Origin of the sequence: Bacteroides sp. D55t1_190419_B8 (assembly GCF_015558905.1) — a bacterium.
Taxonomy (GTDB): domain Bacteria; phylum Bacteroidota; class Bacteroidia; order Bacteroidales; family Bacteroidaceae; genus Bacteroides; species Bacteroides vicugnae.
Genome location: NZ_JADMOU010000010.1, coordinates 13,861 through 39,543, shown reverse-complemented (window position 1 = coordinate 39,543; position 25,683 = coordinate 13,861). Strand labels below are relative to the sequence as shown.

The following is a 25,683-nucleotide window of genomic DNA, read 5'->3' as shown; positions in this document are numbered from 1 at the left end:
AACATTGACACCCATCATAGAGTTGCCAATGTCATAGCTCCACCTTCACCTCTCTGATGCAGCATATAAAACATGTCACCTGTATCAGGTGAACATACTTGAGAGATAACAGGATTGGTAACCTCTCCATTGATGAACTTGTCACTAACTGCACCTGTTTCACAGCCATAAACAAAGAAGCACTTACCTGTATGAGGATTCTGCTTAATCTCAATCTTGTTTACACCCTTTTGAGCCTTGAACTCATTTACTGTCACTGTCTCTAAGAACTTTAACTTTTCCATAATTGTTTTTTTATTATTGTTGCAGAGGGGGATATCCCACTCTTAAGGTAAGGGGAGGGAGACTTTGTGACTTAGAGTGCACTTGTAGGTATCAAGTTTACAGAAATTGAAAATAAAAATTAAAAATATCAGGGAGACAGTATATCAGATGACAGTAGGGAGTGCTATATATTAGTTATGTACAGATATAGAAAGCCCCTGTCTTCTGGTGGGAAAACAGGGGAATAAGTATACTCTTTGTCTTATGCTTAGAGTCTTAGTTAGTATAAGTATTGAGGATGTCCAACTTGGCTTAAGTTCCATTGCTCTTCCTTGAGAGTTGGGGGTATCCCTATTGCATTGGTTAACTCCTCTTGCATGATACCTTTCACCCATTCAACATGTTCAGTTGTTGTAGCAATGGAGTCATGGATAGTAAATACAGGAACTTGATGATTGCTTTCTTTCCATATCCTTTTACAGCATCTGTGGAGAATGATTTCACTCTCTATTGATTGCAATAGGCAGGCTAAGGCAGCATGATTGTCCCTTTTGGCTAATGCTATTAGTGAATATATTTCGGGGTAAGTATTGTCAAATAATCTTTTAAGGGTTGCTCCTTGTTGATGGTAGTATCTATTCTTTGAGAAGAATACTATTAACATCATGGTTTTGACATTCTTCTTGTCTAATGTGGTATTTCTCCTGCTATTAATCAGACTCATAATATGGTCATATACTCTACCTTCAGAGGCTATTTGTTTATACTCTTGGAGTGCTTCTGCTGTCAATGAACTTACATAATCTCTAATCTCTACAAAGTGTTCTTGAGAGAATAAGGACTGGATATTAGTTGGAAGTGTTCCTATGTTCAAAGTGGTATTAGAGTCTTTCTCCCAGAATATAGGATTGAACAATAGACACAGTAGATAAGGTTGACTATTAGCTATATCAATTCCTACTAAAGGTTGTTCATCATACAAGAGGAAGTGCCTGTAGTCCTTCTGTATATTGGTGATAACTGAATGTAACCTGTGGACATTGCTGTCAATCTTAGCTTTGTAATCATAGCAAGCTATAGATTCAATATTATGTATTGCAGCATTATACTGACTTCTAGGATACTTTTTGCAAAAGGTATTTCTACTCCTACACCATTTATCTCTGTTGGAGTCCCATGACTCATATCCCCCATTGAACTTCTCTGTCATCATTTGATAAGCATATTGTCTGGCTAAGTCTGCATTGATTGTTAATTGCTTTTGCTCATACCAATGTGATAAATAAGGATACTCCAGTAGATGATTAAATGTAAACTTTCCTAAGGACTCATTGAATACTTCTTGAGGAACAGCTTCTATTTGAACTGTTTGCTCTCTAACTGACTGATATACATACTTGACCAGAGGAACACTATCATAAGCAGGAGCAAACTTGTAACCTTTAGACTTCTCATCCTTGATATATTGGTTATCAGTGATTAGTATTCCTGTCTTTATAAGGTAATCAAGATAGCTTAGATAGTCTTTGAAGAAGTGCCTAAGGTACTTTGCATTAATTGATACATAACCTTCTTCATCTATGGAATCCTTCTTGATAGAAGGAATAGAGCTAATTAATCCCATGATATAAATCAACCTCTCTATGTCAAAGTAAGCACCTAGTGTACCAGTGGTGGTAACAGTTTTAATATGTCCGTGGTCATTAACAAACTTGTAGTCAGTAAGAGGATATTGCTCTAAATGTGCATTTAGGTCTAGGTTCTCTGGTATGAGAGCAAAGTAACCACTATGTTTAATGTTAATAGGCAAAGCTGAACCTATTCTCTTACCAGAAGGTTGAGAAGCAATTACCCTAAGCAACTCTTGCTTAAATCCTTCCCAAACTATTTCAAACTCATTCCAATTTAAATTACTCATACTTATATCCATTATGATGGGAAATTTATAAAACAAATAACTTTAACAAATTATTTTCCTTAGTAGCTATCCTGCCAGTATGTTCTTTAAAACCTCTTGGATTCTCTTCTCTGATGGTGTACTTATTCCTAGATGTCCTGTCAGTGGCATATATGCTTCTCAATAGGGCTACATATTTTCTAGGTTTCAGTATCTTGTGTAGATGATACTGAACTATAGGAGCTAATATCTCTTGTATCTCACTTGCTGAATAGCTCTTATTTAAGGTGAGACTTCTTCTTATAGCAACTTTGAAAGGATGCTCTTCATCTAGTGCCCAGTACATGACTGTATTATTGAGGTTCTTGAAGACTACACTGTTACTTGTCCTACTTTCCCATAGTTGATGTAGTAGACTATCAAGGTCAACATACCTATATAGCTTGATGAATCTCTCTAAGAATATCTTAGTTTTACTTCTGCAATGTCTAGTATATGAGTACAAGGTATTATCATTCAACTGTCCTGTGGTTGATAATGTTTTGATGTATTTTATGGCATCTTGGATATTGCTGTCTGTTAGTTTGTTCTGTGCATCCTTATTAGCCTTTTCTATGCTACTTTGCTCTGGGGATACATCATACTTCAGGGATTTGTAGCTAATGATTTTAACCTGTTTACTTAGTACTTCTTTCAGTGTTTCAGGCATGAAGTATGAGGCATATAACTCGGTTCTTTCAATGATGTAGTCTATGTTGAGGTAGGCAGGTACATCCTTTCCATATATATCCTTTCTAGTCAAGTTAATTAACTCATTTCCCGCAATTCTTTCTTGTGCTTTCTCTCTTATGGCTTCTTTGACCATTGCAAACAGATCAGTTAGGGTATGGTCACCTTGCATGATATTATCTGCTGATTCTATTACTTTGAGCACCTTCTTAGCTTTATTTAAGAGGGTGACTGTATAGCTATCCATACTTTCCATTACTGATACATATCCTAAGGTATTATATATGATAGTTTCACTAAGTATCCCATTGACCTTTCTGCATCTACCATGTATTTGTGTCATCCTATCTAAGGTTAACATTGAGTGGCTTCTTCTTACATCTGATACAGTGATTAGATGGTAACTATCCTCTATATCTATACCAGTGAAGTAGCAACAGGTGGCAAAGTTAATCCTAGCAGGTAAGGTATCATTGTCTCCTAATTTGGGTGCAAAGTATTCTCCTGCTTCCTTTATGGATGCCTCACTACATAGGATAGCACATTCCTTTCTGGTTTCTTCATCTAGTGATGCTATAATATTCCTTATCTGGAGTATGGAGTTATAGGCAATGAATATCTTCTCTGTAGGATGAGAGATAACCTTTTCTATGACAGCCTGTGTGATATTGTCTGTATGTAGTAAGTCTATATTTCTATGGGTATTGTATTGCCATGTTATAGGAAATCTACATTCAGTCTTTAAGTGTGGATTGCTGAACTCCTTCATAGTAGCTGTTACCATACATCTGTTCTTTGATGGGAACATAAGGTAGTAGTCAATCACATTCTCCAATTGAGGTCTAAAGTTGTTGTCAGTCTGGAGAACATCAACCTCATCAATCATAAGGAAGTAGTCCTTGTAGTTTTTTCCTATGATACCTAATAGTCTACCTAGACTGTCTGCAACTACTAGAAGTTTCTTGTATCCATCTTTAGCCAAGTATTCCTCAATCTGCTGATTAGTGACCTTTTCACCTTTAATCTCACTACCTACATATAATGTATTAGGATGCTTTGAGTGTTTGCCATAAGCCAGAGCCTTAGTAGGAAAGACTATGATTGAGTTTCTCTTTGAGTTTATCTCAAGTGTAGTAGCTCCAATACCTGGTATCTTCTTGTCTACAATACCATGAGGCATCTTATCTATGAAGTCAGCCAGATTCCAGAAGGAGTCACTGACTTCTTCTCTTATTACTTCTGGTGCTCTGCCAAATAGTAAGTTATCCAAACTAGTTATTACTGTGTCTTGAGGTATGGTTTTAATGCCTGCTCCTTCTCCAATATATTCTACAGGTGCATCATGTAAGTCACCATAGGTATTAGGTACTACTTCTGCTTGTTCTTTTGCCAGTTCATCTTCTTTGCTCATATCTCACTTAGTTTGTAGTTAGTATATAGATTGTAAGTGAACAAATATACTAAAGAGCCTCCATAATTCAATCAATTACAGAGGTTCTTTTGTGTTAAACTTATTTCACTTCTGGACAAGATAACTCACTATGGTTACTAAATACATATTCAATCACCTTTCTGTTAGCTTCATTCTCTATCTTAAAGTCCCTTTCAATGTAGATGTCAGTGACCTTCATAGTCTCATCAATATGATTCAATGCAGCATGAACAGTGTACTTATCAATACCTACCTTGTTAACAGCTAATGTAGCCCATGAGTGCCTTGCAGCATAGTACTCCAAATCATCAATTTTGAGTATCTTGCCAATCTGCTTTAGCCCAAGATTGATGGCTCTGTTGAAGTTCTTGAAAGTAGAATAGAGATGATAGAAGCAGAACACCTTCTTCTGGGTGTAATCTTCATATTTCTTCATTAGAGGTAACAGGATAGGAAGAACATCTACTTTCATCTTAGCCTTGTCAAGTCTCCTGTCTGTAGTCTTAGTCCTGTAATAAGTAATTGAACCACCTTCCATTTCAGTACAGTTGTACAAGTCAGCAGAGTTTATCCCTATTAGGCAGAAGGAGAGAATGAAACAATCCTTGGCTAAGTTAAAAGGACACAACCTTTCCCTACCATTGGTATTGATGATATAAGGCAGTTCCCATATCTTCTTGATTAACTCTACTGATAATGCTCTCTTCCTAGTTGCTTCTTGCTTTGGTATATCCAAATTCTCAAAAGGTGAATTAGGTATTCTAATGACATTCCTGTCATAGTCATTATACTTCTTCTTGGCTTCATTGAATAGATGCCTGATACTCCCCATATATAAAGATACCATTCTATTGGAAGGTATTCTCTTGCCTTTCCTCTGGAGTTCTGCCACCTGTTTAGCCCTTTTCTTGTGAAGGTATTCCATGAACTCCATCATTAACAACTTGGTAACTTGGTTGGTATTCAGTTTATCCTTTCCTAAGAAGGCAATGAAGGTATTAAGGGTAGTTTGATAATTCCTCTTACCTTTGACCTCTGTAGTTGTTAACCAGTCTTTGCAGAACTGGATAAAGTCAATAGGAGTATTTTTTTCCTTCTCTTTCTGGATATAATCAAGTACATCACTTAAGGTTAAATTGGAAGCCTCTAATGGAAGCCCCATGCATAACTCTTCATAGTATCTGACCAATTTGTCAGCTTCCTTGATGTACTTTGGATTCTTTAACTTGAAGTCCTTAGTCAGGTCTTCTGTTCTTACAAAGATATGAGTAGCCAACCTCTTAACCTCTCTGTTATAGGTTACTCTAATCTTCACATTGAAAGTTCCACCAACTTTCATCTCATTCTTTCTGATTTCTGCCTTGAATGTCAGCATGTTAGGTATTGTATTTTTCCACCAACAATTAGCCAACAATTGGACTTTAACAGGTTATTTTATACCAGATTTAGCACCTGAATGATACCCCACTACCAAAGAAAAAGTCCTCATAAGTTTCTAACTTACAAGGACTTACCTAAGGGTGGAAGACCGGACTCGAACCGGCGACATTCAGAACCACAATCTGACGCTCTAACCAACTGAACTACATCCACCATGTCTGCGTTTCTCTAACGCGGTGCAAAGATAGATATTATCTTCTAATCTCCAAAAGATTCTGCTATTTTTTTTCGAAAAAAGTATATTCTTTTATTCCCCGATTGTGCTTGCTGAAAAGGGTTCGCGCATCATTTACAAAGATTTTCAGAGAGTTACGTGCTTGTAAAGGAATTGAATCAATCGGCAAATTGACAGGGAGCAATTGATGATTTTTTTTTCCTGATTGAATGGGACGGGCTGTCCATACCAAACTATAATCACAATTATTGAGGCGGACAGTGCTGTCTTTTACTAATTCCATTCTTACCATCAGTCCTCCGTCAGTGCGGCGGGCGGACATATTGGAAATATAATTTCCCAGCGAATAGACTACGAGATGTTTGTCATTCGTCAGGCTGTCTGTACGAACTTCGATGGGTTGAACTACGTGAGGATGGGAGCCGATGATATGGTTTACTCCTTTTTCAATCAGCCAATTGGCGAGGAATTTTTGCTCTTTGTCCGGGAGTGACTGGTATTCGATTCCCCAATGCATACAAGCTATGATGGCATCCGGCTTCATTGCTTTACTCTCTTCAATATCTTTGGCGATGATGGCTGTATCGATATAGTTCACGATATTAGGAGAGGTAACGGGGATGCCGTTTGTTCCATACGTGTAGTTGAGCAGAGCGATGCGGAATCCGTTCTTTTCTAATAAAAGAGGATATTTCTTTTCGCGTTCATCAGCGTTGATATACGTGCCTGCGTGTGGAACCTTTAAAGAGTCTATTAATTGAATGGTTCTCTCCAGTCCGGATTTACCACGATCGAGACTGTGGTTGTTGGCAGTCACTAAAACATTGAAACCTGCATCGTGAATTGCGGTCAGAAATTCGTCCGGCGCGCTGAAAGCAGGATAACCTTTGTAAGGTTTGCCTCCTAATGTCACTTCCAGGTTGGCGATAGAGAGATCGGCTTTTTTTATCTCTTCTTTGACATACGCAAAGCATGTGGAGTAATCATAACCGGTCGATGTTCGTGCAGCGTTGATTTGTCCCTGATGTTGCATGAGGTCACCTACAAAAAGGAGGCGTAGGGTGTCGGTGGGTAAGATGCTGTCGGAAAGTCCGTCCGATAGGGTGTCAATGATAGAATCTCTCTTTGCCTGCGACCGGGAGGTGCAGGACAAAGAGAGAAGCAAAATCATCAGAAACAGGGTATGTCTCATTGATAAATAGCTTTCTTACCAGCTAAGAGTGTATTTTTCATTAACGATACAATCGTCATTGGTCCGACACCGCCCGGTACGGGAGTGATGAATGAGCATTTCGGTGCAACTTCGTCAAACTTTACGTCACCTGTCAGTTTAAAGCCGGATTTCTTGGTTGCATCCGGCACACGGGTAGTACCTACGTCAATAACTACCGCGCCTTCTTTCACCATTTCGGCTTTTACAAAGTTCGGTTGTCCCAAAGCAGCGATAATAATATCAGCTTCCTGACATTCTTTTACCAGGTCTTTGCTACGGCTGTGGCATACGGTTACTGTGGCATCGCCCGGATAGGCTTTCTGCATCATCAGGGCAGCCATCGGTTTGCCGACAATATTGCTGCGTCCGAGTACGACGCATTTTTTTCCGGAAGTTTCTATGTTATAACGTTTCAACAATTCGAGAATGCCGTTGGGAGTAGCAGATACGTAACATGGAAGTCCGATGGACATACGGCCTACGTTGATCGGGTGGAAACCGTCTACGTCTTTACGGTAATCAATTGTTTCGATTACTTTCTGTTCGGAGATATGTTTGGGTAGGGGAAGTTGTACGATAAAGCCGTCCACGTCGTTGTCTTCGTTCAGTTCACGTACTTTGGCAAGCAGTTCTTCTTCGGTCACGTCACTTTCATAACGGATGAGGGAAGACTTGAATCCACATACTTCACAGGCTTTTACTTTGGCAGCTACATAAGTCTCGCTACCACCATCGTGTCCTACAAGAATAGCGGCCAGGTGCGGGCGTTTTTCGCCATGAGCCACCATTTCGGCTACTTCGGCTGCAATCTCTTGTTTTACTTGTTCGGAAATTGCTTTTCCGTCTATCAGAGTCATATTTTCAGAGTATTTATTGGTGATGGACAAAAGTAAAATAAATAACTGAACTCTCCAAAGGGATTGGAATTTTTGTCAAGAGATGAGTGGTATAAAAAAAGAGGGAGCCGAAACTCCCTCTTCTTACTTATCATTAGATTTGGATCTATTGAATGATTACTTTTTCATCTTAGGCATCATCTTACCCATTTTGCTGCTAGTCACCATTTTCATCATTTTGCGTGTCTGGTCGAACTGTTTCAGCAGGCGGTTTACTTCCTGGATAGTCGTTCCGCTACCTTTGGCGATACGCGTACGGCGTGAACCGTTCAGTATTTCCGGGTTGGAACGTTCTGCCGGAGTCATGGAATAAATAATGGCTTCGATGCTCTTGAAAGCATTGTCATCAATATCAATGTCTTTGATTGCTTTTCCTACTCCCGGAATCATGGAAGCTAGGTCTTTCAGATTACCCATTTTTTTGATTTGTGCAATCTGGCTAAGGAAGTCGTTGAAGTCGAATTGGTTTTTGGCAATTTTCTTCTGTAAGCGTTTGGCTTCTTCTTCATCGTATTGTTCCTGAGCACGTTCTACCAATGAAACGATGTCACCCATACCGAGAATACGGTCGGCCATACGGGCAGGGTGGAACTGGTCGATTGCTTCCAGTTTTTCACCTGTACCTACGAATTTAATCGGTTTGTTCACTACCGAACGGATAGAAAGAGCCGCACCACCGCGGGTATCACCATCGAGTTTGGTCAGTACCACACCGTTAAAGTCCAGACGTTCGTTGAATTCTTTAGCAGTGTTTACAGCGTCCTGACCGGTCATGGAGTCTACCACGAACAGAATTTCGTCCGGGTTGATTGCTTTTTTGATAGCGGCGATCTCGTTCATCATCTGCTCGTCTACTGCCAGACGTCCGGCTGTATCGACGATAACGAGATCGTATCCTTTGGCTTTGGCTTCCTGAATGGCGTGTTGTGCGATTTCTACCGGATCCTTGCTGTCCAGTTCACAGTACATCGGTACTTCAATCTGTTCTGCCAATACACGCAACTGTTCGATAGCTGCCGGACGGTAAACGTCACAAGCGACCAATAATGGCTTACGGTTCTTCTTGGTTTTCAGCATCCGTGCCAGTTTACCGGAGAAAGTGGTCTTACCCGAACCCTGCAAACCTGACATCAGGATAACTGCCGGACGGGCGTCGATATTGATCTCGGCTGTCTCTCCACCCATCAACTGTGTAAGTTCATCATGCACGATCTTCACCATCAACTGGCTTGGCTTCACAGCCGTAAGAACGTTCTGGCCAAGCGCTTTTTCTTTCACTGTATCCGTGAAATTCTTTGCAACCTTGTAGTTTACGTCGGCGTCGAGAAGTGCTTTACGTACGTCTTTCAGCGTCTCCGCCACGTTGATTTCGGTGATTTTGCCTTCACCTTTCAGAATCTTGAATGACCGTTCTAGTCTTTCACTTAAATTATCGAACATAGTTATTTAATTACGAATTACTAATTACAATTTACTTGGGCAAAAGAGAGACTTTTCCGTCTACTCTTTATTTGAGCTTGCAAATGTACAAAAATCTCTTGTATTTATATCTTTTTATTTTGCCATTTTGCTTTTTTGAGATAAATATAACTTGTGATCAACAGTAAGCTATAATACACAATCTCAATTGTAAAGCAGATTTCAATCGGTGCTTTCAGCCACATTCCGATGAAAACTATGTAGGACCCGTAGATGATGATTGTAATTGTTTCGAGCAACAGGGCTGCTTGTGTATTTCCTGTTCCGGAGATGCCGTTGAACACCACGTTGGCTACAGATGCGATAAGCATGGCGCAACAAATAACGTATACTGAGGGCACGGATTCCGTAATGAGTGCCGCTTCACTGGTGTAGATGGAGAGCAGGAACTCTGGAAATAATGCTGATACTGCTACTAATCCCAGCATGATGAAAAAGGAGAACCGGGCAATTTTATTGATGAGCGGCATCACGTGCTGGATACCTCCCGCACCGATGGCGTTGCTGACAAGACTGTTGGTGGTAGTAGCCAATGCATTGACCGGAATCAGCAGTACGACGTAGATACTCCGGACGATATTGGCAATCGCCAGTTCCCGTTGTCCCAACCGTTCTACGGCTACGAAGAATACAAACCAGGTAGCCATTGACAGGAAATATTGCAGCATAGTGAAACAGGAGATACTAAGTATCCGCATCAGCAATGCCGGGTCGAATGTACGCAGACGGTTCAGACCATATTTCTTCAAATCGACGGTGAGGTATGTGTAAATGACGAAAAAGAGAATGGAGGAAGCTTCTGCCAGTACGGAGGCGATAGCCGCTCCCTTGATACCCATTTCCGGCAAACCGAACTTTCCGAAAATTAATGCGTAGTCCAGTACTACATTGGTTAATGCCATGACGATAGCATTGATCGTTAGTACTTTAGTGCGTGTAATGCCGATATACAATGCCCGGAACATGACATTGATGAACGAGAAAAAGAATCCGTAAATACGCCAGTCCAGAAACTCCATCGTTCCCTCGTAGATGGATTCTGAAGAAACCAGCAAACGCATGATGTTTCCGCCGAATGCTTTGGTGAATCCGAATAGCAGCAGTGCCATCACGAACAGGAACATGACTCCTTGAATCATGACGGGACCGACATCCGAATAGCGTCCTTCGCCGTTGCGTCGTGCTATGACTATCTGCGAACCGGTACTGAATCCGAATGCGATGGTGAATACGCATATATAGAATAACCCGCCCATAGCCGATGCTCCAAGGGCTACCTCACTTACGTGTCCGAGGAATGCTGTGTCGGTGACATTGATGACATTTTGTGCCAGCAAGCTTAGTAGTATCGGATAACTGACACTCCAAATCTGTTTGTTGGTGTACATAATTAAGTGTTTAAGTTTACACTTTGCAAAGATAGTGCTTTATTTCGATTCGGAAACGATGGGGTAGATGAAAACAATTTCCGGACCTTCGGGAGTTTTATCGTTGACGAGATAGTTTCCTCCGAAATGTTTTAGCAATAACAGGTTTATATCATGCCGGATGATGGTTTCCTGTGATACGAATGCATGGTCTGCCAAAGGTGAATTAGTGATCCGGAAACGGAGCATATCTTCATCCCGGTTTAATGTGAATCGGATGATTCGTGCTTGTCTTTGTTCTTGCGGGTATACCAGTGCGCTAAGCAAGGCCTGCGTCAGTCGTGTTATATCGGTATGGATTTGAGCGTCTGTTTCACTGGAAAACTCAATCTGGATACCTGTTTTCTCGTTTTGCATCTGCGCCATGCAACATGCTTCCTTACATAGGGTAGTGGCATCATAGTCTTGCAACTGGAACTTCATCATTTGGGCTTCCAAACGGGATAAGTCGAGAACGTCATTGACAAGTCTCATTAACTTCTCCGAACTTTTGTGGATGATGTTTGAGTATTCTTGCCTTATTTCCTTGTCTATGTTGGGTTCACTGGCTATGAGTTGTGAGAAACCGACTACATTGTTGAGCGGGGTACGGATGTTATAGCTCATGTTGGACAGGAAGCGATTTTTTATTTCATTGGTTTTCCGCACGTTTTCTGTTGTTTTCCGGATTTCGTTTTCTGCGTATTTGAGTGCTTTCCGTACCATAAAGAGTCGCGCCATAAAGATAAAAAGCAGAAGCAGGATAACAAATATAAAGATCAGATAGGTGAGCTGGAGCCGGTTGTTTTCCCTTTTTTGATCCAGTTCTGTTTTTTCGATATTGTATTTGCTCTGTATCTGTGCCATCTGATTGTTTGAGAGTACAGTGGCTGTCGAGTCTTTGATGGCGAGTGCCTCCTCATACAGAGGGATGGCTTTTTCGCTTTGCCCTGCCTGTTTCCATATTCTGGCCTTTTCGAGTAGCTGTTCGGCATAGTCGCTTGTGAAGTCTTTCTTCAACATCGTCAGTGTCGTGTCGATATAATCCGATGCCTGTTGGTAGTCTCCAATTGCTTGGTGATATTTGGCAAATGTGTCGAAATAGAGTACTTTATACATGAAATAAGTATTCTCATCCAGATATTCTTTAGATTTTACAAGATGTTCATAAGCTTGTTGCGGCTGATGGGTATTCAGGTAATAATAGCTGTAGAACAGTTCATTGAACAGATATACATCGGCAAACCCCGTTTTTAAAGATGGGTTCGCACTGATATGGTTATGAAGGGTGTTTTCCAGTTCCTGCAGATATTTGAGTAGTTTTTTATTATCCTTCTTTTCTTTGACAACGGATACTAACTGTGATAATACTGAGATACGGACCACCGGATTTTCTGTCGGGGTGAGTAGCTGGTAGGCAGTCTCCAATGCTTCTATTCCTTTATCCCAGCGCTGACTGCCGATATATGCATTGCTCAGGCATTGATAGGCGGCTATACTCCCCCGGTTACTATTCCTTTGGGAGGCTTGCTGTTGCATCTTTTGAGATTCGTTGATAGCAAGTTCATATTGTTCGTTGAATGTGTACAGATCTATCTGGAAACGTTTGGCATCAAAGAAGTAATTCCATAAATCTGATTTCCGGGCATGAGGCTCCATTATGGTGAGCCATTTCGCTACACTGTCTTGATTATTACGATTGTAATAGTATAAGATATGGTAGTAAGCGGCCAGACCGGCGTATCTGTCGTTTCTCAGTTGCAATGCTTCTTTCATTAATACATCTGAATATTGGATACATTGCTGGTTGTTTTGTTCTATTCTGATGATTTTATTAAGAACATTCAGCCGTGTCGTATCGTATGGTAACGTTTGCAACACCTTTATCAGGCTATCTGATTCCAAAACAATCTCGGTACTGGCTTTTCCGGTGAAGAAGGCGCAGCATAATAGAAGGAACAGGAGCAGGACTTGTTTCATTCGGCTTCCTCCTTTCCTGGTTGCTCATGGTAAATAGGGTGTGTGAACAGGAAACGGGCTCCTTCCTTATAATTGGAGTCAATCCATATTTTGCCGCCCAGCTGTTCGACAATGAGTTGGCAGATAGACAAGCCGAGTCCTGTGCCTTGAGCATTTTCATTTAGTTTCTCAAAACGGTTGAATATTTTATTCTGATTCTCCGGAGAGATACCGCAACCGGTGTCGGTCACAGAAAACAGTGCTATATCTTCTGTCTGTTTTTCCAGTTCCATGGTGATGGAGCCTTGCGGAGTAAATTTGGTTGCGTTGATGAGAAGGTTGATTAATAATTGTTGCAACCTTGCATTGTCTGTCGTCAGTTCTAATGAATGGAGAGAGGTTGAAAAACGGACGTTTGCATTTGTCTGTTTTATTTTCTCAACCATGTCGATAACATTTTTGCATATTGCTACTGCATCACACCGCTCATATTTGAATTTCATCTTGCCCACTTCGAGACTGGACAAGTCGATTACGTCGTTAATCAGCTTGAGTAACAGTTCTGAATTTTGCTGAATAATATCGCTACACTGTTTCCGGGTCTCGTTGTCGATGGATTCTTCCGTTAGGATAGAGGAGAAGCCGGACAACGCATTGAGTGGTGTCCGAATTTCATGGCTCATGTTGGAAAGGAAAAGGCTCTTTGCCCGGATGGAATTTTCTTCTTGCTTTTTCGCTTTTTCCAGCTCCTGTTGTGATTGGCGCAGTTTTTTATTCCCTCGTTTGACCAAAAGGATGAAAAATACAATCAGTATGACAATGAATAGGATGGTAAACCAACTCCAGAAAAGGATTGTCTTCTGTCTGTTTAAGTTGTCCAGTTCGTTTTTGTCTATTTGGTAGAGGGTGTGTAATTCGTTGATTTGGCGAATATAATTCATTGCGTCCAAAGAGTCTTTGTACGTATTGAATATTTCATAGGCTTCACATGCTTCCTTGCCTTTTCCCATCAGGGCAAGTATGTGGGCACGATCCTTTTGTACTTGCAAGGATGTGTATGAGTTGGTAGTTCTCGTATGCGAAAGTAATTCATCAAGTGTGGTTAATGCCTGAATGTACTCTTTAGATTCAGTGTAGTAGCAAGAGTACAAGTATTTAATCATTAAATGAAAATATGGGTACAGATGCTGCTGACTGATTTGCTTGGCTTGCTGTATGTGGTTTAATGCTTCGGGAAGATGGTGTGTCTGAATACGGTAGAATGCCTGACAGTAAACTAGATGAAAGTCGTCTTGTGGATTCCCGCCTTTGTCAGTAACAGATTCGAGTTCCCGGATATTGTCTTCTATATCTGTCATTTGATGATATTTGAGCTTGGTCAGAATGAGTTGGGGCAGAATTGTTTTGACATATTGGCTGGCATGAGGGATTTTCCGGATCACTTCTAATGCTTCCCTGTATGATTCGATGGCGGCTTGTGGCGTTGATGAACTTAAATAAGTATTTCCAATGGCGTGTAATGCGAGTGCTGTCCCCAGAGGATAATCCATTTCTTTGGCTTTCTGGTACATCTGGTTGGCCTGATTGATGGCAAGACTGATGTTGCCTTCTGCTATCAAGGCCTGAACGGTCAGCAAATTTATTTGAAATAGGAGTGGATATTGTTGTTTCTTTTGTAATTCCGGTTCTAAAAGTTTTTCCCAGGCAATGATGCTGTCGATAGGGATGTCCGGACTGAATGGATGATTATATTCAAGTAAAGGTTGTAATAAAGAAAGACGATCTGAATTTGTACGTGCTGCATATAAGGTGACCGATATTAATACGGTTACGACTATTGCAATTATATGACGTCTGTATTTTTTCACTTGATATAAGAATTGCTTGCTTGTAAGTTTATCTGCAAAAGAACTAAAAAGAGTGAAGATTACAAAGAAATCTTCACTCTTTTTTATAATTTATTTTCTTTTGAGTATCTCTCGTGCCCCAGGGCCCTCGTGGTTGGGGTAGCCGGGAGTATGGTTTCTGCATCGTGGATCGGCATCTACTTTCAAACTCCGGTAATCATCTTTGGTGCGGGCGATGTAATCATCAAGCATGGCACGGTGTTCGGCGAGAACCTTACTGTATTTAGGGTCTTTGGCGAGATTCTTGCGTTCTCCCGGATCCTTTTTCATATCATATAGCTCTTCTCCGTTACCTTCCAGATAGTGAGTGTACTTGTATCTCGGTCCGCGTACCATACGTCCGGGAGTAACGACATATTCATATTCGCTATGCCATTCGGAAACTACATAAGGGTGAGTTTTTTTCTGTTTCTCCCCTTTTAATATAGGTGCAAGGCTGATTCCCGGTTTTTCGGCCGGAACGGGAATTCCTGCCAAATCACAAAGGGTAGGCAGAAGATCTAACGTAGGCTGTGTCAATACTTGGTCTACGGGCTTTTTCTGTTGTTTGATGCCAGGACCTGCAAAGATAAACGGTACGTTGGTCATTTCATCATAGAAACTGATGTGCTTGGTCACCATGCGGTGTGAAGCCATTCCATCACCATGGTCAGCCATGATAATAACGATTGTGTTTTTTCCGGCAGGAGTGGAGTAGAGGGCTTTCAATACGCTGTCTACTTGCTTGGAAACCATCTTGGTATAGTGTTGGAAAGCGGCAATGTAATGACGGTAATTCTCTTCATTCCAATGAGCGGCCTGGGTCATGCGGCGATGGCTGCAGCAGATGTATTGCACTGGTTTAGGGATATTGCTCCAGTCTTCTACATCGAAATTGGCCGGTAGCTCCGGAAGGGTTCCACTGATGGCGCGGTCGGTATGTATTCCTTCGTTTGCTCCTACAAATCCGCAGATATTGTGAGGGTTCTGAAAATCGGCAATACAGATGAATGGTTCTTCCGGCGGATTACTTAGATAAGCAACAGCGTCTTCACATGTTCCTACGTCCAGGAAACTGTCGTTATTAACCGGGAATTCCGGATCGGTGAATGGCTTGGCTACCGGTTCTTTATGCTTGAATCCTCTAAGTGAACCCATGTCGTGTGTTTTTCCGAAGTGTACGGCTTCATAACCGTTTTCAGAGAAAAGGCTTCCTAATGTCGGTATGTTTTCGGGAATACGTGAGTTGATAGGTTCGCTGGAGTTGGAGCGTACATTGGTTTGATGAGGCATCATGCCACTCCATAAAGCAGCACGTGAGGGTTGGCTGAGAGGGCAGCCTACATAAGCATTGGAGAAGATAACTCCTCGTGAAGCGACTTCGTCAATAGGGAGGGTACAGCCTTGTGTTTGTCCGTAAGCTCCCACAACACGTTGTGTAAGATGGTCGCACTGAATAATCAGGAAATTGGGCTTTTCTTGAGCCTGTGCTGTCACGCTGCACAGGGCTAATCCCATGAATGGATAAATAGTTTTCATTACTGGTTAGAATTAAGTAATATTTGATTTGGAAGCAAAAATAGGAAAAAAGGAAACGTAAAAAAGGGTGAGGTAGTGGTTTTGGACGCAAATGAAAGTATTTTGTACAAAAATGAAAGGTTGGCTGGCCGTTAGGGGGAACTATCGGTGATGGGAGTTGAATGATAAGTGATAAACGGCAGGTGATAAGTCATAAAACGGGTTACTGAAAAAGAAAACGGTGAATAAACTGCACTTGTTATGGCGCAGTTTGTTCACCGTTCATTTATAAGTTTGCTGTTGATTAGCTGTTCATGCTCATCAGGAATTCGTCGTTGTCTCTGGTTTTTTCCAGACGGTCTTTAACGAAGTCCATTGCTTCGATCGGATTCATGTCGGCAAGATATTTGCGTAATATCCACATGCGGTCAAGGGTTGTTTTATCAAGCAACAGGTCGTCGCGACGAGTGCTGGATGCGGTAATGTTGACTGCCGGGAAGATACGTTTGTTGGACAGGTTGCGGTCGAGCTGCAACTCCATGTTACCTGTACCCTTAAATTCTTCGAAGATAACTTCGTCCATTTTAGAACCGGTATCGATCAGTGCGGTAGCAATAATGGTCAGTGAACCGCCGTTTTCAATATTACGGGCAGCACCGAAGAAGCGTTTTGGTTTATGAAGTGCATTTGCATCCACACCACCAGAAAGAACTTTTCCGGATGCAGGAGATACTGTATTGTATGCACGAGCCAGACGAGTGATAGAATCAAGGAAGATAACTACGTCGTGACCGCATTCTACCAGACGTTTTGCCTTTTCCAATACGATACCTGCAATTTTTACGTGACGTTCTGCCGGTTCGTCAAAAGTAGAAGCGATTACTTCTGCATTAACACTGCGAGCCATGTCAGTAACTTCTTCCGGGCGTTCGTCAATCAGCAACATAATCATGTAAACTTCCGGGTGGTTGGCTGCGATAGCATTAGCTATATCTTTCATTAAGATGGTCTTACCTGTCTTTGGTTGGGCAACGATCAATGCACGCTGACCTTTACCGATAGGAGCGAAAAGATCGACAACACGGGCAGACATAGAGTCTGAATAACCGCCTTTGCAAAGTTTGAACTTTTCATCCGGGAAGAGAGGTGTCAGATGTTCGAAAGGAACACGGTCGCGAACGAAAGCTGCGTCACGTCCGTTGATTTTCGAAACCTTTACCAATGGGAAATATTTTTCTCCTTCTTTGGGTGGACGGATAACTCCTTCTACTACATCACCGGTTTTCAGACCAAATAGTTTGATTTGAGACTGTGATACATAAATATCGTCCGGAGAAGAAAGGTAGTTGTAGTCGGAAGAACGGAGGAATCCGTATCCATCCTGCATAATTTCCAGAACGCCTACTCCGTTGAGAATATCATCGAATTCATAAGGCTTTTCGCGTTCAATAACCTTGCGTTCCTGCTGCTGTTGTTGTACCGGAAGATTTTCACCCGCATTGTTCTGCTGAGCGGCACGTGGCATCGGTAAGCGTTGTTGGTTTTGGTTCTGATTTTGATTTGGAATCTGAGCCTGATTCTGGTTATTGTTGTTACGCTGGAAATTATTATTGCTATTATTATTGGCGTTATTGCCATTGTTAGTAGCATTATTATTGCCGTTGTTATTGTCGCGTGGGCGAACAATACGCGGACGTTGCTGCTGGGATTGCTGCTGTTGAGATTGTTGTTGCTGTTGAGGATGAGATGATTGTTCCGGTGCTGTCTGTGCTGATTCTGTTTTGGTAGCTTCGAATTTTCCGAATAGTTCGGTAGGAAGCTCTATTTTTTCAGAAGGCAGATCTTCGATTGGAATAAAATCATCGTCGTCAACGTTGGACAGGATATTACTTTCCTCGTCGATAACGGGGGCAGCTTTCTTTTGTGGTTTATCTATAACCTTTTTCTCTACAACAGGATTGTTAGGTTCTGCAGCCGGTTTATTTGTTTCTGCAACAGGCTTATTCGCTTCTGATGCAGGTTTGTTTTTTGCTTTCTTCTCGGCTGTTTGCTGTTGTACCGGAGCCGTTTTTTCCTCAGTACCAGTAGCTTTCTCTGCAACAACAGGCTTAGACTCCACTACTTTGGGTGCTGCCGGTTTTGCATTTTCTACTTCTTTTTTCTCTTCTGCGTCAGAGTTCTTACGAGGACGGCCTACTTTACGCTTGGGAGTAGCAGTGTTTTCTGCTTTAGCTTCTACAACAACAGTTTCTTTTTCTTTGTTTGTACTCTCTTCTTTTTGGGAAGGTTGTGGTGCCGCTTTTACAGGAGTGGGCTCTTTTGTCTTGTTAGCCTCTCCACTCTTTGTTGCGGAAACCACCTTGTCTTCTTTTTTGGTAGGAGCTACCCGTGAACGCTTTTTCTTTTGTTCTTCATTTTTGCGTTCTTCTTTTAGTTTATCTGCGGCAACTTTTTTTGTAGCTCCTACAATGGCCTGTTCATCGAGTATTTTATAAACAAGGTCTTCTTTTTTGTATGAGTCTGCTTTTTTTATGCCTAACTCTTTGGCAATAACTTGAAGTTCCGACAGATTTTTGTCGTTTAATTGGATAATGTTATACATATAGTATGGTAAGTTATTAATATTTCTTTTTTTGCTGAATTATGGACAGCATTACTACAGCTCATGGCTACAGATATGCGAGCATACGTTTTGTTTTTTATTCTGAATTAGGGATGTATATGTTGAATCGTAGAATGTTTCAACGGGGCAAAGATAATAATTTTTTTTGGTTTCATGAACAATCAAACATTTTTTTCCACGTAAAAGTGTATCTTTGCTACATAAAAGAAAATAGTATGACAGTAAATGAAGCTCATTTAATTTATTTTTCGCCTACACACACATCTAAACAAGTTGCGGAGGCGATTGTTCACGGAGCGGGCATAAAAAATATTTTTCCTATCAATGTGACACAGCAGATTGCAGATGAAATTGTGATTCCTACATCTTCTTTGGCTATTATTGTAGTGCCTGTGTATGGAGGACATGTCGCTCCTCTGGCAATGGAGCGTTTGCAGTATATCCGTGGAGTGGATACTCCTACCGTTTTGGTAGTGGTTTATGGAAATCGTGCTTATGAAAAAGCTTTAATGGAACTGGATGCTTTTGCTATTCCTCATGGATTTAAAGTAATAGCCGGGGCAACTTTTATTGGAGAACATTCATATAGTACCGACAAATATCCGATTGCAATGGGACGTCCTGATGAAACGGATTTAGCCTTTGCGGTGGAGTTTGGGAAGAAAATCATGGAAAAAATACAGACAGCTGATAATATGGATACCCTTTATCCGGTGGATGTACGTGCTATCAAGCGTCCGAGTCAGCCATTTTTTCCTTTGTTCCGTTTTTTGAGGAAAGTCATCAAGTTACGTAAAAGTGGGACACCGCTTCCCCGGGCTCCTTGGGTGGAAGATGAGAATTTGTGTACCCATTGCGGGTTGTGTGTGGTCCGTTGTCCGGCAGGGGCTATAACGAAAGGGGACGAGCTACATACGGATGAGGCTAAATGTATTAAATGTTGCGCCTGTGTAAAAGCTTGCGTTAGGAAAGCAAGGGTATATGATACCCCTTTTGCAGTTTTGTTGTCAGATTGCTTCAAGAAACAGAAGTTGCCTCAAACTATTTTGTAGATCACGACGCGCTTGGTCGTTTCATCAATACGAAAGCGGTTGTCTGTTCGTTCGCCTATCAGCCATGCGATGTGTTCTCCACAGCAGAGTACCCATTGGCGTTCTTTTTGGCTGATAGAAAATTTGCGGTCGGTCAGATAATCGCTTATTTTTTTCTTTCCTTTCATTCCAAAAGGGATAAAAGTGTCTCCCGGTTGCCATTTCCGGTAATGAATTTCTCCATTCAGTTTGTCGGCATCAAAACAGGCTATTTCCTTTTCACGTGGAATGAGAAAATCCGGGGTGTACTCTCTTTCCTCTTTGATGATTTGAAAAGGAGGAAGAACCTCATTTTCAGATTCAATGGTTTCTATTAATAAGAATTCTCTGTCTTTTATCACTCTCCATTCTTTGCTGCAGAATTGCTTGCCCGGTTGGCTATGAAGCGAATGGGCGATATCTTTGATTTGTGCGGAATTGAATCCTAGAGGATGCAGGACTTCGAATAAGATAGCTTCGGGTGCCGGTTCCTTAACCAAATCACTGATTCGGACACCTTCTGCTGTAATGATTTTCTTTTTAGTCGCCTCTATACATTTATTATATATAGTGGCTACATCATTCAGATAATTACTCGTATCTATCAGAGTGTTTTTGACTGACGGATTAATTTCCTGCATGAGGGGAAGGAGGTTGAGCCGGATTTTATTACGGGTATATTCGTCTTCCAGATTGGTGCTGTCTGTCACATAATCTTGTCCGATGTTTTGCAGGTAACGAATTATTTCTTCCCGGTTGATGCAAAGCAGAGGGCGTACGATGGCTCCATTACGGGGGCGGATTCCTAACAGACCGGTAATTCCTGTTCCCCGAATCAGGTTAAGTAGTATAGTTTCTATGCTATCATCTTGGTGATGGGCCACAGCGATAACATCTGCCTGACATTCTTTTCTAATTTTCTCGAACCATTGGTAGCGGAGTTCCCGTGCGGCCATTTCAATCGAAATATGTTTTTCCGTTGCATATTGGGTCGTGTTGAAATCAATGGTATGTAAATGGATTTCCATTCTTTCGCAAAGTTGGCGGACAAATAACTCGTCCCGGTCTGACTCTTTGCCTCGCAAGTGGAAATTACAATGTGCGGCTTCGCAATGATAACCTGCTGTATGCAGAATATATAGCAATGCTACCGAGTCGGCACCACCACTCAATGCGATCAGGATTTTATCATCCGGTGAGAACAAATGTTCCTTTTCTATATATTTTGTAACGCGTTGTTGTATCATGCCTGCAAAGATACGAGTTTATCAATAAGTTTTTTTATTTTTTCTGAATCTTTTAGAGGATGAAAAAGGCTGCTATTTAAAAACATTCTAAATAATTTGCATGCTCCGAAGTTATGAATTATCTTTGCCAAAAATTTTGAGAGTTATGCGTTTGTCCGAATTAAAAACAGGAGAAAAAGGTGTTATTGTAAAGGTATTGGGGCACGGTGGTTTTCGTAAACGTATTGTGGAGATGGGCTTTATTAAAGGTAAAACGGTTGAAGTGCTGTTGAATGCCCCGCTAAAAGATCCCATAAAATATAAAGTTTTAGGTTATGAAATTTCTCTTCGTCGTCAGGAAGCTGAAATGATCGAAGTGATCAGCGAGGAGGAAGCAAAGAAGCTGGCCGAAAAGACCGTTTATCATGAAGGATTGCCTGAAGACCTTTCAGTAAAAGAAGAAGATATGAAACGGTTGGCGTTAGGTAAACGCCGTACCATCAATGTTGCTTTGGTCGGAAACCCGAACAGTGGCAAGACTTCTCTGTTTAATCTTGCATCCGGTGCTCATGAGCATGTCGGAAACTACAGCGGTGTAACCGTGGATGCCAAAGAAGGTTATTTTGATTTCGAAGGCTATCATTTCCGTATTGTCGATTTGCCGGGAACTTATTCTTTGTCTGCTTATACGCCGGAAGAAATCTATGTCCGTCGTCATATTATCGATGAAACTCCGGACGTGATTATTAATGTGGTCGATTCCTCCAATCTGGAGCGAAACTTATATCTGACTACCCAATTGATAGATATGAATGTCCGCATGGTAGTAGCTCTGAATATTTATGATGAGTTGGAAGCCAGTGGAAATACCTTGGATTATCATCTGTTGAGCAAGTTGTTCGGGGTGCCGATGTTGCCTACTGTCAGTAAGAAAAATCGTGGATTGGACACCTTGTTTCATGTTGTTATCAATCTGTATGAAGGAGTAGACTTCTTCGACAAACAGGGAAATATGAATCCGGAAGTTCTTAAGGATTTGACTGAATGGCATGACTCCTTGGTGGATCGCAAGAAACATGAGGAAGAGCATTTGGAAGATTATGTGCGTGAACACAAAAAGACGGGACGTGTCTTCCGACATATTCATATTAATCATGGACCTGATATCGAAAAAGCGATTGAGGCTGTAAAAAGTGAAGTGTCTAAGAACGAATTTATCCGGCATAAATATTCTACCCGTTTCCTTTCCATTAAATTGTTGGAGAATGATCCTGATATTGAACGTATTGTGCGCACATTGCCAAATGCGGATGAGATATTCCATGTCCGTGACAAGATGTCGAAGCGTGTTCAGGACACAATGAATGAGGATTGTGAATCGGCTATTACGGATGCTAAATATGGATTTATCAGCGGTGCACTGAAAGAGACATTCACAGATAATCACTTGGAGCAGGCGCAGACAACGAAAGTGCTGGATTCGATCGTAACTCATCGTGTTTGGGGATTTCCTATTTTTTTCCTTTTTATGTATCTGATGTTTGAAGGTACGTTTGTCATTGGAGAATATCCGATGATGGGGATTGAATGGGTTGTTGAGCAGATTGGTGACTTGTTGCGCAATAATATGGCAGAAGGTCCATTTAAAGATTTGCTGATTGATGGAATTATTGGTGGGGTAGGAGCGGTTATTGTCTTTTTGCCGAATATCTTGATTTTGTATTTCTGCATTTCTCTTATGGAAGATTCGGGTTATATGGCTCGTGCGGCTTTTATCATGGATAAGATCATGCATAAAATGGGATTGCACGGAAAATCATTCATACCTTTGATTATGGGATTTGGGTGCAATGTGCCTGCTATTATAGCTTCCCGTACTATTGAGAACCGGAAGAGCCGCCTTATTACAATGTTGGTGAATCCTTTGATGTCTTGTAGTGCGCGTCTGCCGATTTATTTATTGTTGGTGGGTGCTTTCTTCCCGAACAATGCAAGTCTGGTGTTGTTAAGTATTTATGTGATTGGTATTGTATTGGCTGTGGTAATGGCCCGCTTATTTAGCAAGTTTTTGGTGAAAGGTGATGATACTCCATTTGTGATGGAGCTTCCACCTTACCGGATGCCGACAGCGAAATCGATCTTCCGTCACACATGGGAAAAGGGAGCGCAGTATTTGAAAAAGATGGGAGGAATTATTATGATTGCTTCTATTATAATCTGGTTCCTGGGATATTATCCGAATCATGATGCTTATGAAACGGCTGCTGAACAGCAGGAAAATTCTTATATCGGCCAGTTGGGGCGTGGCATAGAGCCGGTTATAAAACCACTGGGATTTGATTGGAAACTAGGTATTGGCTTGCTTTCCGGTGTGGGAGCGAAAGAGTTGGTAGTAAGTACATTAGGTGTCTTATATGCAGATGATCCGGATGCTGATTCGGTAAGTTTGGCAGAACGAATTCCGATTACTCCATTGGTTGCTTTCTGTTATATGTTGTTTGTATTGATTTACTTTCCGTGTATTGCGGCGATAGCGGCTATAAAACAGGAATCGGGTAGTTGGAAATGGGCGCTCTTTGCTGCTTGTTACACAACGGGCTTGGCTTGGCTTGTATCATTTGCTGTTTATCAGATTGGAGGACTGTTTGTATGAATAATTGGCAAGATTGGGTAGTCGGAGTACTGGTTGTACTCTGTATTGCCCGCGTTATATATGGAATATTTCTTTTTTTTCGTCGTACGCGAGAAAATCAGAATCCTTGCGATAGCTGTGTAAGTGGCTGTGAACTAAAGGATATGATGGACAAGAAACGCGGAGAGTGTGATGTAAAGAAAAAAAGTACAAAGAAAAATTGCTGCGGATAGTTGGTAGTTTCAAAATTTGTACTACCTTTGCAACCGCAAACGAGAAATAATGGTTCCTTGGATGAGTGGCTTAGTCAGCGGTCTGCAAAACCGTGTACGGCGGTTCGAATCCGCCAGGAACCTCCAAAAGCAAGAAAGGATTAGAAAGAGAATTTCTAATCCTTCTGTTTTTTAAGTACTTACGTCCTCTGTGGTGGAAGGATTGGAAGAAGAAATTTCATAGTTTTCAGCTTTTGTTTTACAATTGTTTTACAGTAAAACAGCCAAAAATTGTAATGAAAGCTACGATTAAGATTGAGTTGCGCAAAGATTATGCAACCAAAGAAGGCAAACAGATGGTTTGTCTGCGTTACACTGCTTACCGTCGTTCTACTTTAATCAGTATGAATATAGCGGTTTACCCCAAACATTGGAACAAAGTATCGAATACGGTACGTGGTTCTGAACCTCGTTGTTACTACTACAACAAAGCCATCAGTGAAGTGTATCAGAAGGCAGACACGATAGTAATGGAGAACTTCTTTACTCCGTTGCCTATCCCTCAATTCTTGGAACGTCTGAAAGATAAGCATCACGGCAATACGGATTTCTATGTTTTCATAGCAAACGAGATTGAGCAGCTAAAACAATCCCGTGCAGCAGGAACGATTTCCAATTATTACAAGCTCATCAATACGATGAAGGAATGGAAACCAACCCTTTCTTTCAGTGAGGTAACTTTGGACTTCATTCAGCAGTTCCATAACCATGAACTTGAAGTAGGCAATATTCTTTCTACCGTCTACAAGAAGCACTCTAACTTGAAATTTCTGATTGGCATTGCTGTCGATAAGGAGAAATTGGCAAAGAATCCCTATGAGAAGTTTGAAATCAAAAAGAATATCAAGGCACAGAATAACGATGTATTAACGGAAGAAGAGCTTAAAAGGCTGCAAGCGGTGTACGATAAGAAAGAATACAGCAAGGGAAAGCAGGAAGTATTGAGAGAGTTTCTGTTTAGCTGCTATACCAGCCTATCCTTTGCTGAGTTCTCTGTACTTACCTATTCGGACATCAAACCGATAACAGTTGATACAGGCGAAACGTATCTGATATTATGTAATGAGCGTACCAAAACCAGCGTAACTTATAAAATTCCCATTGTCTCGCCTGTAGTCGTGGCTCTACTTGGAAATGGAGAACCGTGCCAAAAGATATTCTTGCCAATATCCAATCAGCCCACCAATCGTTATTTGAAAGATATTATGGCAGATTTGAAGATTGATAAGACAATGACCTTCCATCGAGCACGGCACAGCTTCCGAACGCTCGCTGCGAAGAAAGGTATTCGTGATGGGATAGCCGAACGGATAATGGGGCATGCGGAGGGTAATGACATCAAGGATATTTATACGCACTTGCATGACGAGGATATAGTGAAGGAGATGCGGGATAAGTGGATGGTGTAATATGGGTACATTTTCCACACTTCCCTCACATTTCTTGTTAATGTATTGTGTATTTGTATATTAAGAATGTGCACAAAGTAGGTGTAATACAATGCGGGCGAGAATAAAGAATTTTTTCTTCTCGCCAGTACTTGTTCTCATTTTTACATGATTGCTC

At 41.3% G+C, this 25,683-nt stretch carries 17 protein-coding genes and 2 tRNA genes; 5 read left to right on the top strand and 14 right to left on the bottom strand.

Features of this window, described 5'->3' with window-relative positions; genetic code table 11:
- Positions 1 to 14: 14 nt before the first annotated feature.
- From I2I13_RS11030 to rho, 13 genes are all read right to left on the bottom strand, one after another.
- Positions 15 to 284 (bottom strand): hypothetical protein, encoded by a 270-nt coding sequence (locus I2I13_RS11030; protein ID WP_004304335.1) that lies wholly within the window; start codon positions 282 to 284, stop codon positions 15 to 17.
- A 260-nt stretch (positions 285 to 544) separates the two neighbouring features.
- The gene (locus I2I13_RS11025) at positions 545 to 2,182 is read right to left on the bottom strand and encodes a hypothetical protein (RefSeq protein ID WP_229065800.1); all 1,638 of its coding nucleotides are present in this window, start codon (positions 2,180 to 2,182) and stop codon (positions 545 to 547) included.
- Between the two features lie 25 nt (positions 2,183 to 2,207).
- Positions 2,208 to 4,301, bottom strand: a complete 2,094-nt coding sequence (locus I2I13_RS11020) for a hypothetical protein (protein ID WP_004304333.1) — start codon at positions 4,299 to 4,301, stop codon at positions 2,208 to 2,210.
- A 100-nt stretch (positions 4,302 to 4,401) separates the two neighbouring features.
- Positions 4,402 to 5,697: a phage integrase SAM-like domain-containing protein gene (locus tag I2I13_RS11015; protein ID WP_032852014.1), complete on the bottom strand. Its 1,296-nt coding sequence runs from the start codon at positions 5,695 to 5,697 to the stop codon at positions 4,402 to 4,404.
- A gap of 143 nt (positions 5,698 to 5,840) precedes the next feature.
- Positions 5,841 to 5,916, bottom strand: a tRNA-His gene (locus I2I13_RS11010).
- A gap of 64 nt (positions 5,917 to 5,980) precedes the next feature.
- Positions 5,981 to 7,129, bottom strand: coding sequence for a CapA family protein (locus I2I13_RS11005; RefSeq protein WP_195649506.1), 1,149 nt, complete (start codon positions 7,127 to 7,129; stop codon positions 5,981 to 5,983).
- On the bottom strand, positions 7,126 to 8,007 hold the full coding sequence (folD, locus tag I2I13_RS11000; RefSeq protein WP_148364743.1) for a bifunctional methylenetetrahydrofolate dehydrogenase/methenyltetrahydrofolate cyclohydrolase FolD: 882 nt from the start codon (positions 8,005 to 8,007) through the stop codon (positions 7,126 to 7,128). Before folD ends, I2I13_RS11005 begins: the two co-directional genes overlap by 4 nt.
- A 156-nt stretch (positions 8,008 to 8,163) precedes the next feature.
- Positions 8,164 to 9,486, bottom strand: a complete 1,323-nt coding sequence (gene ffh / locus I2I13_RS10995) for a signal recognition particle protein (RefSeq protein ID WP_148364744.1) — start codon at positions 9,484 to 9,486, stop codon at positions 8,164 to 8,166.
- Positions 9,487 to 9,590: 104 nt separating this feature from the next.
- The gene (locus I2I13_RS10990) at positions 9,591 to 10,913 is read right to left on the bottom strand and encodes an MATE family efflux transporter (protein WP_195649505.1); all 1,323 of its coding nucleotides are present in this window, start codon (positions 10,911 to 10,913) and stop codon (positions 9,591 to 9,593) included.
- A gap of 39 nt (positions 10,914 to 10,952) precedes the next feature.
- The gene (locus I2I13_RS10985; RefSeq protein WP_195649504.1) at positions 10,953 to 12,911 is read right to left on the bottom strand and encodes a HAMP domain-containing sensor histidine kinase; all 1,959 of its coding nucleotides are present in this window, start codon (positions 12,909 to 12,911) and stop codon (positions 10,953 to 10,955) included.
- Positions 12,908 to 14,758 (bottom strand): HAMP domain-containing sensor histidine kinase, encoded by a 1,851-nt coding sequence (locus I2I13_RS10980; RefSeq protein ID WP_195649503.1) that lies wholly within the window; start codon positions 14,756 to 14,758, stop codon positions 12,908 to 12,910. Before I2I13_RS10980 ends, I2I13_RS10985 begins: the two co-directional genes overlap by 4 nt.
- Positions 14,759 to 14,848: 90 nt before the next feature.
- Entirely contained in the window at positions 14,849 to 16,315 is a 1,467-nt protein-coding gene (locus I2I13_RS10975; RefSeq protein WP_167511758.1) for a sulfatase, read from the bottom strand.
- A gap of 283 nt (positions 16,316 to 16,598) precedes the next feature.
- Positions 16,599 to 18,896, bottom strand: coding sequence for a transcription termination factor Rho (rho, locus tag I2I13_RS10970; RefSeq protein WP_148364748.1), 2,298 nt, complete (start codon positions 18,894 to 18,896; stop codon positions 16,599 to 16,601).
- Positions 18,897 to 19,132: 236 nt separating this feature from the next.
- Here rho and I2I13_RS10965 point away from each other — a divergent pair, with 236 nt between their 5' ends.
- The gene (locus I2I13_RS10965) at positions 19,133 to 19,969 is read left to right on the top strand and encodes a 4Fe-4S binding protein (protein ID WP_195649502.1); all 837 of its coding nucleotides are present in this window, start codon (positions 19,133 to 19,135) and stop codon (positions 19,967 to 19,969) included.
- Here I2I13_RS10965 and tilS read toward each other — a convergent pair.
- Positions 19,954 to 21,234 (bottom strand): tRNA lysidine(34) synthetase TilS, encoded by a 1,281-nt coding sequence (gene tilS, locus I2I13_RS10960; RefSeq protein ID WP_195649501.1) that lies wholly within the window; start codon positions 21,232 to 21,234, stop codon positions 19,954 to 19,956. The genes I2I13_RS10965 and tilS overlap by 16 nt on opposite strands.
- A 145-nt stretch (positions 21,235 to 21,379) precedes the next feature.
- Here tilS and feoB point away from each other — a divergent pair, with 145 nt between their 5' ends.
- From feoB to I2I13_RS10940, 4 genes are all read left to right on the top strand, one after another.
- Positions 21,380 to 23,866 carry a ferrous iron transport protein B gene (feoB, locus tag I2I13_RS10955; protein ID WP_148364750.1) on the top strand — a complete coding sequence of 829 codons (2,487 nt, stop codon included), beginning with the start codon at positions 21,380 to 21,382 and terminating at the stop codon, positions 23,864 to 23,866.
- Positions 23,863 to 24,078, top strand: a complete 216-nt coding sequence (locus I2I13_RS10950) for a hypothetical protein (RefSeq protein ID WP_148364751.1) — start codon at positions 23,863 to 23,865, stop codon at positions 24,076 to 24,078. The genes feoB and I2I13_RS10950 overlap by 4 nt, the downstream gene beginning before the upstream one ends.
- A gap of 51 nt (positions 24,079 to 24,129) precedes the next feature.
- Positions 24,130 to 24,204: transfer RNA gene (locus I2I13_RS10945), tRNA-Cys, on the top strand.
- A gap of 149 nt (positions 24,205 to 24,353) precedes the next feature.
- Entirely contained in the window at positions 24,354 to 25,526 is a 1,173-nt protein-coding gene (locus I2I13_RS10940) for a site-specific integrase (protein ID WP_195649500.1), read from the top strand.
- Positions 25,527 to 25,683 lie beyond the last annotated feature (157 nt).

Bases quoted from the DNA above. Each gene is read 5' to 3' on its own strand.
- folD (WP_148364743.1), bottom strand. From the start codon at position 8,007: ATGACTCTGATAGACGGAAAAGCAATTTCCGAACAAGTAAAACAAGAG.
- I2I13_RS11030 (WP_004304335.1), bottom strand. From the start codon at position 284: ATGGAAAAGTTAAAGTTCTTAGAGACAGTGACAGTAAATGAGTTCAAG.
- I2I13_RS10940 (WP_195649500.1), top strand. From the start codon at position 24,354: ATGAAAGCTACGATTAAGATTGAGTTGCGCAAAGATTATGCAACCAAA.
- feoB (WP_148364750.1), top strand. From the start codon at position 21,380: ATGCGTTTGTCCGAATTAAAAACAGGAGAAAAAGGTGTTATTGTAAAG.
- I2I13_RS11005 (WP_195649506.1), bottom strand. From the start codon at position 7,129: ATGAGACATACCCTGTTTCTGATGATTTTGCTTCTCTCTTTGTCCTGC.
- I2I13_RS11025 (WP_229065800.1), bottom strand. From the start codon at position 2,182: ATGAGTAATTTAAATTGGAATGAGTTTGAAATAGTTTGGGAAGGATTT.
- I2I13_RS10990 (WP_195649505.1), bottom strand. From the start codon at position 10,913: ATGTACACCAACAAACAGATTTGGAGTGTCAGTTATCCGATACTACTA.
- I2I13_RS11020 (WP_004304333.1), bottom strand. From the start codon at position 4,301: ATGAGCAAAGAAGATGAACTGGCAAAAGAACAAGCAGAAGTAGTACCT.
- I2I13_RS11015 (WP_032852014.1), bottom strand. From the start codon at position 5,697: ATGCTGACATTCAAGGCAGAAATCAGAAAGAATGAGATGAAAGTTGGT.
- I2I13_RS10985 (WP_195649504.1), bottom strand. From the start codon at position 12,911: ATGAAACAAGTCCTGCTCCTGTTCCTTCTATTATGCTGCGCCTTCTTC.
- I2I13_RS10975 (WP_167511758.1), bottom strand. From the start codon at position 16,315: ATGAAAACTATTTATCCATTCATGGGATTAGCCCTGTGCAGCGTGACA.
- I2I13_RS10950 (WP_148364751.1), top strand. From the start codon at position 23,863: ATGAATAATTGGCAAGATTGGGTAGTCGGAGTACTGGTTGTACTCTGT.
- rho (WP_148364748.1), bottom strand. From the start codon at position 18,896: ATGTATAACATTATCCAATTAAACGACAAAAATCTGTCGGAACTTCAA.
- ffh (WP_148364744.1), bottom strand. From the start codon at position 9,486: ATGTTCGATAATTTAAGTGAAAGACTAGAACGGTCATTCAAGATTCTG.
- tilS (WP_195649501.1), bottom strand. From the start codon at position 21,234: ATGATACAACAACGCGTTACAAAATATATAGAAAAGGAACATTTGTTC.
- I2I13_RS10965 (WP_195649502.1), top strand. From the start codon at position 19,133: ATGACAGTAAATGAAGCTCATTTAATTTATTTTTCGCCTACACACACA.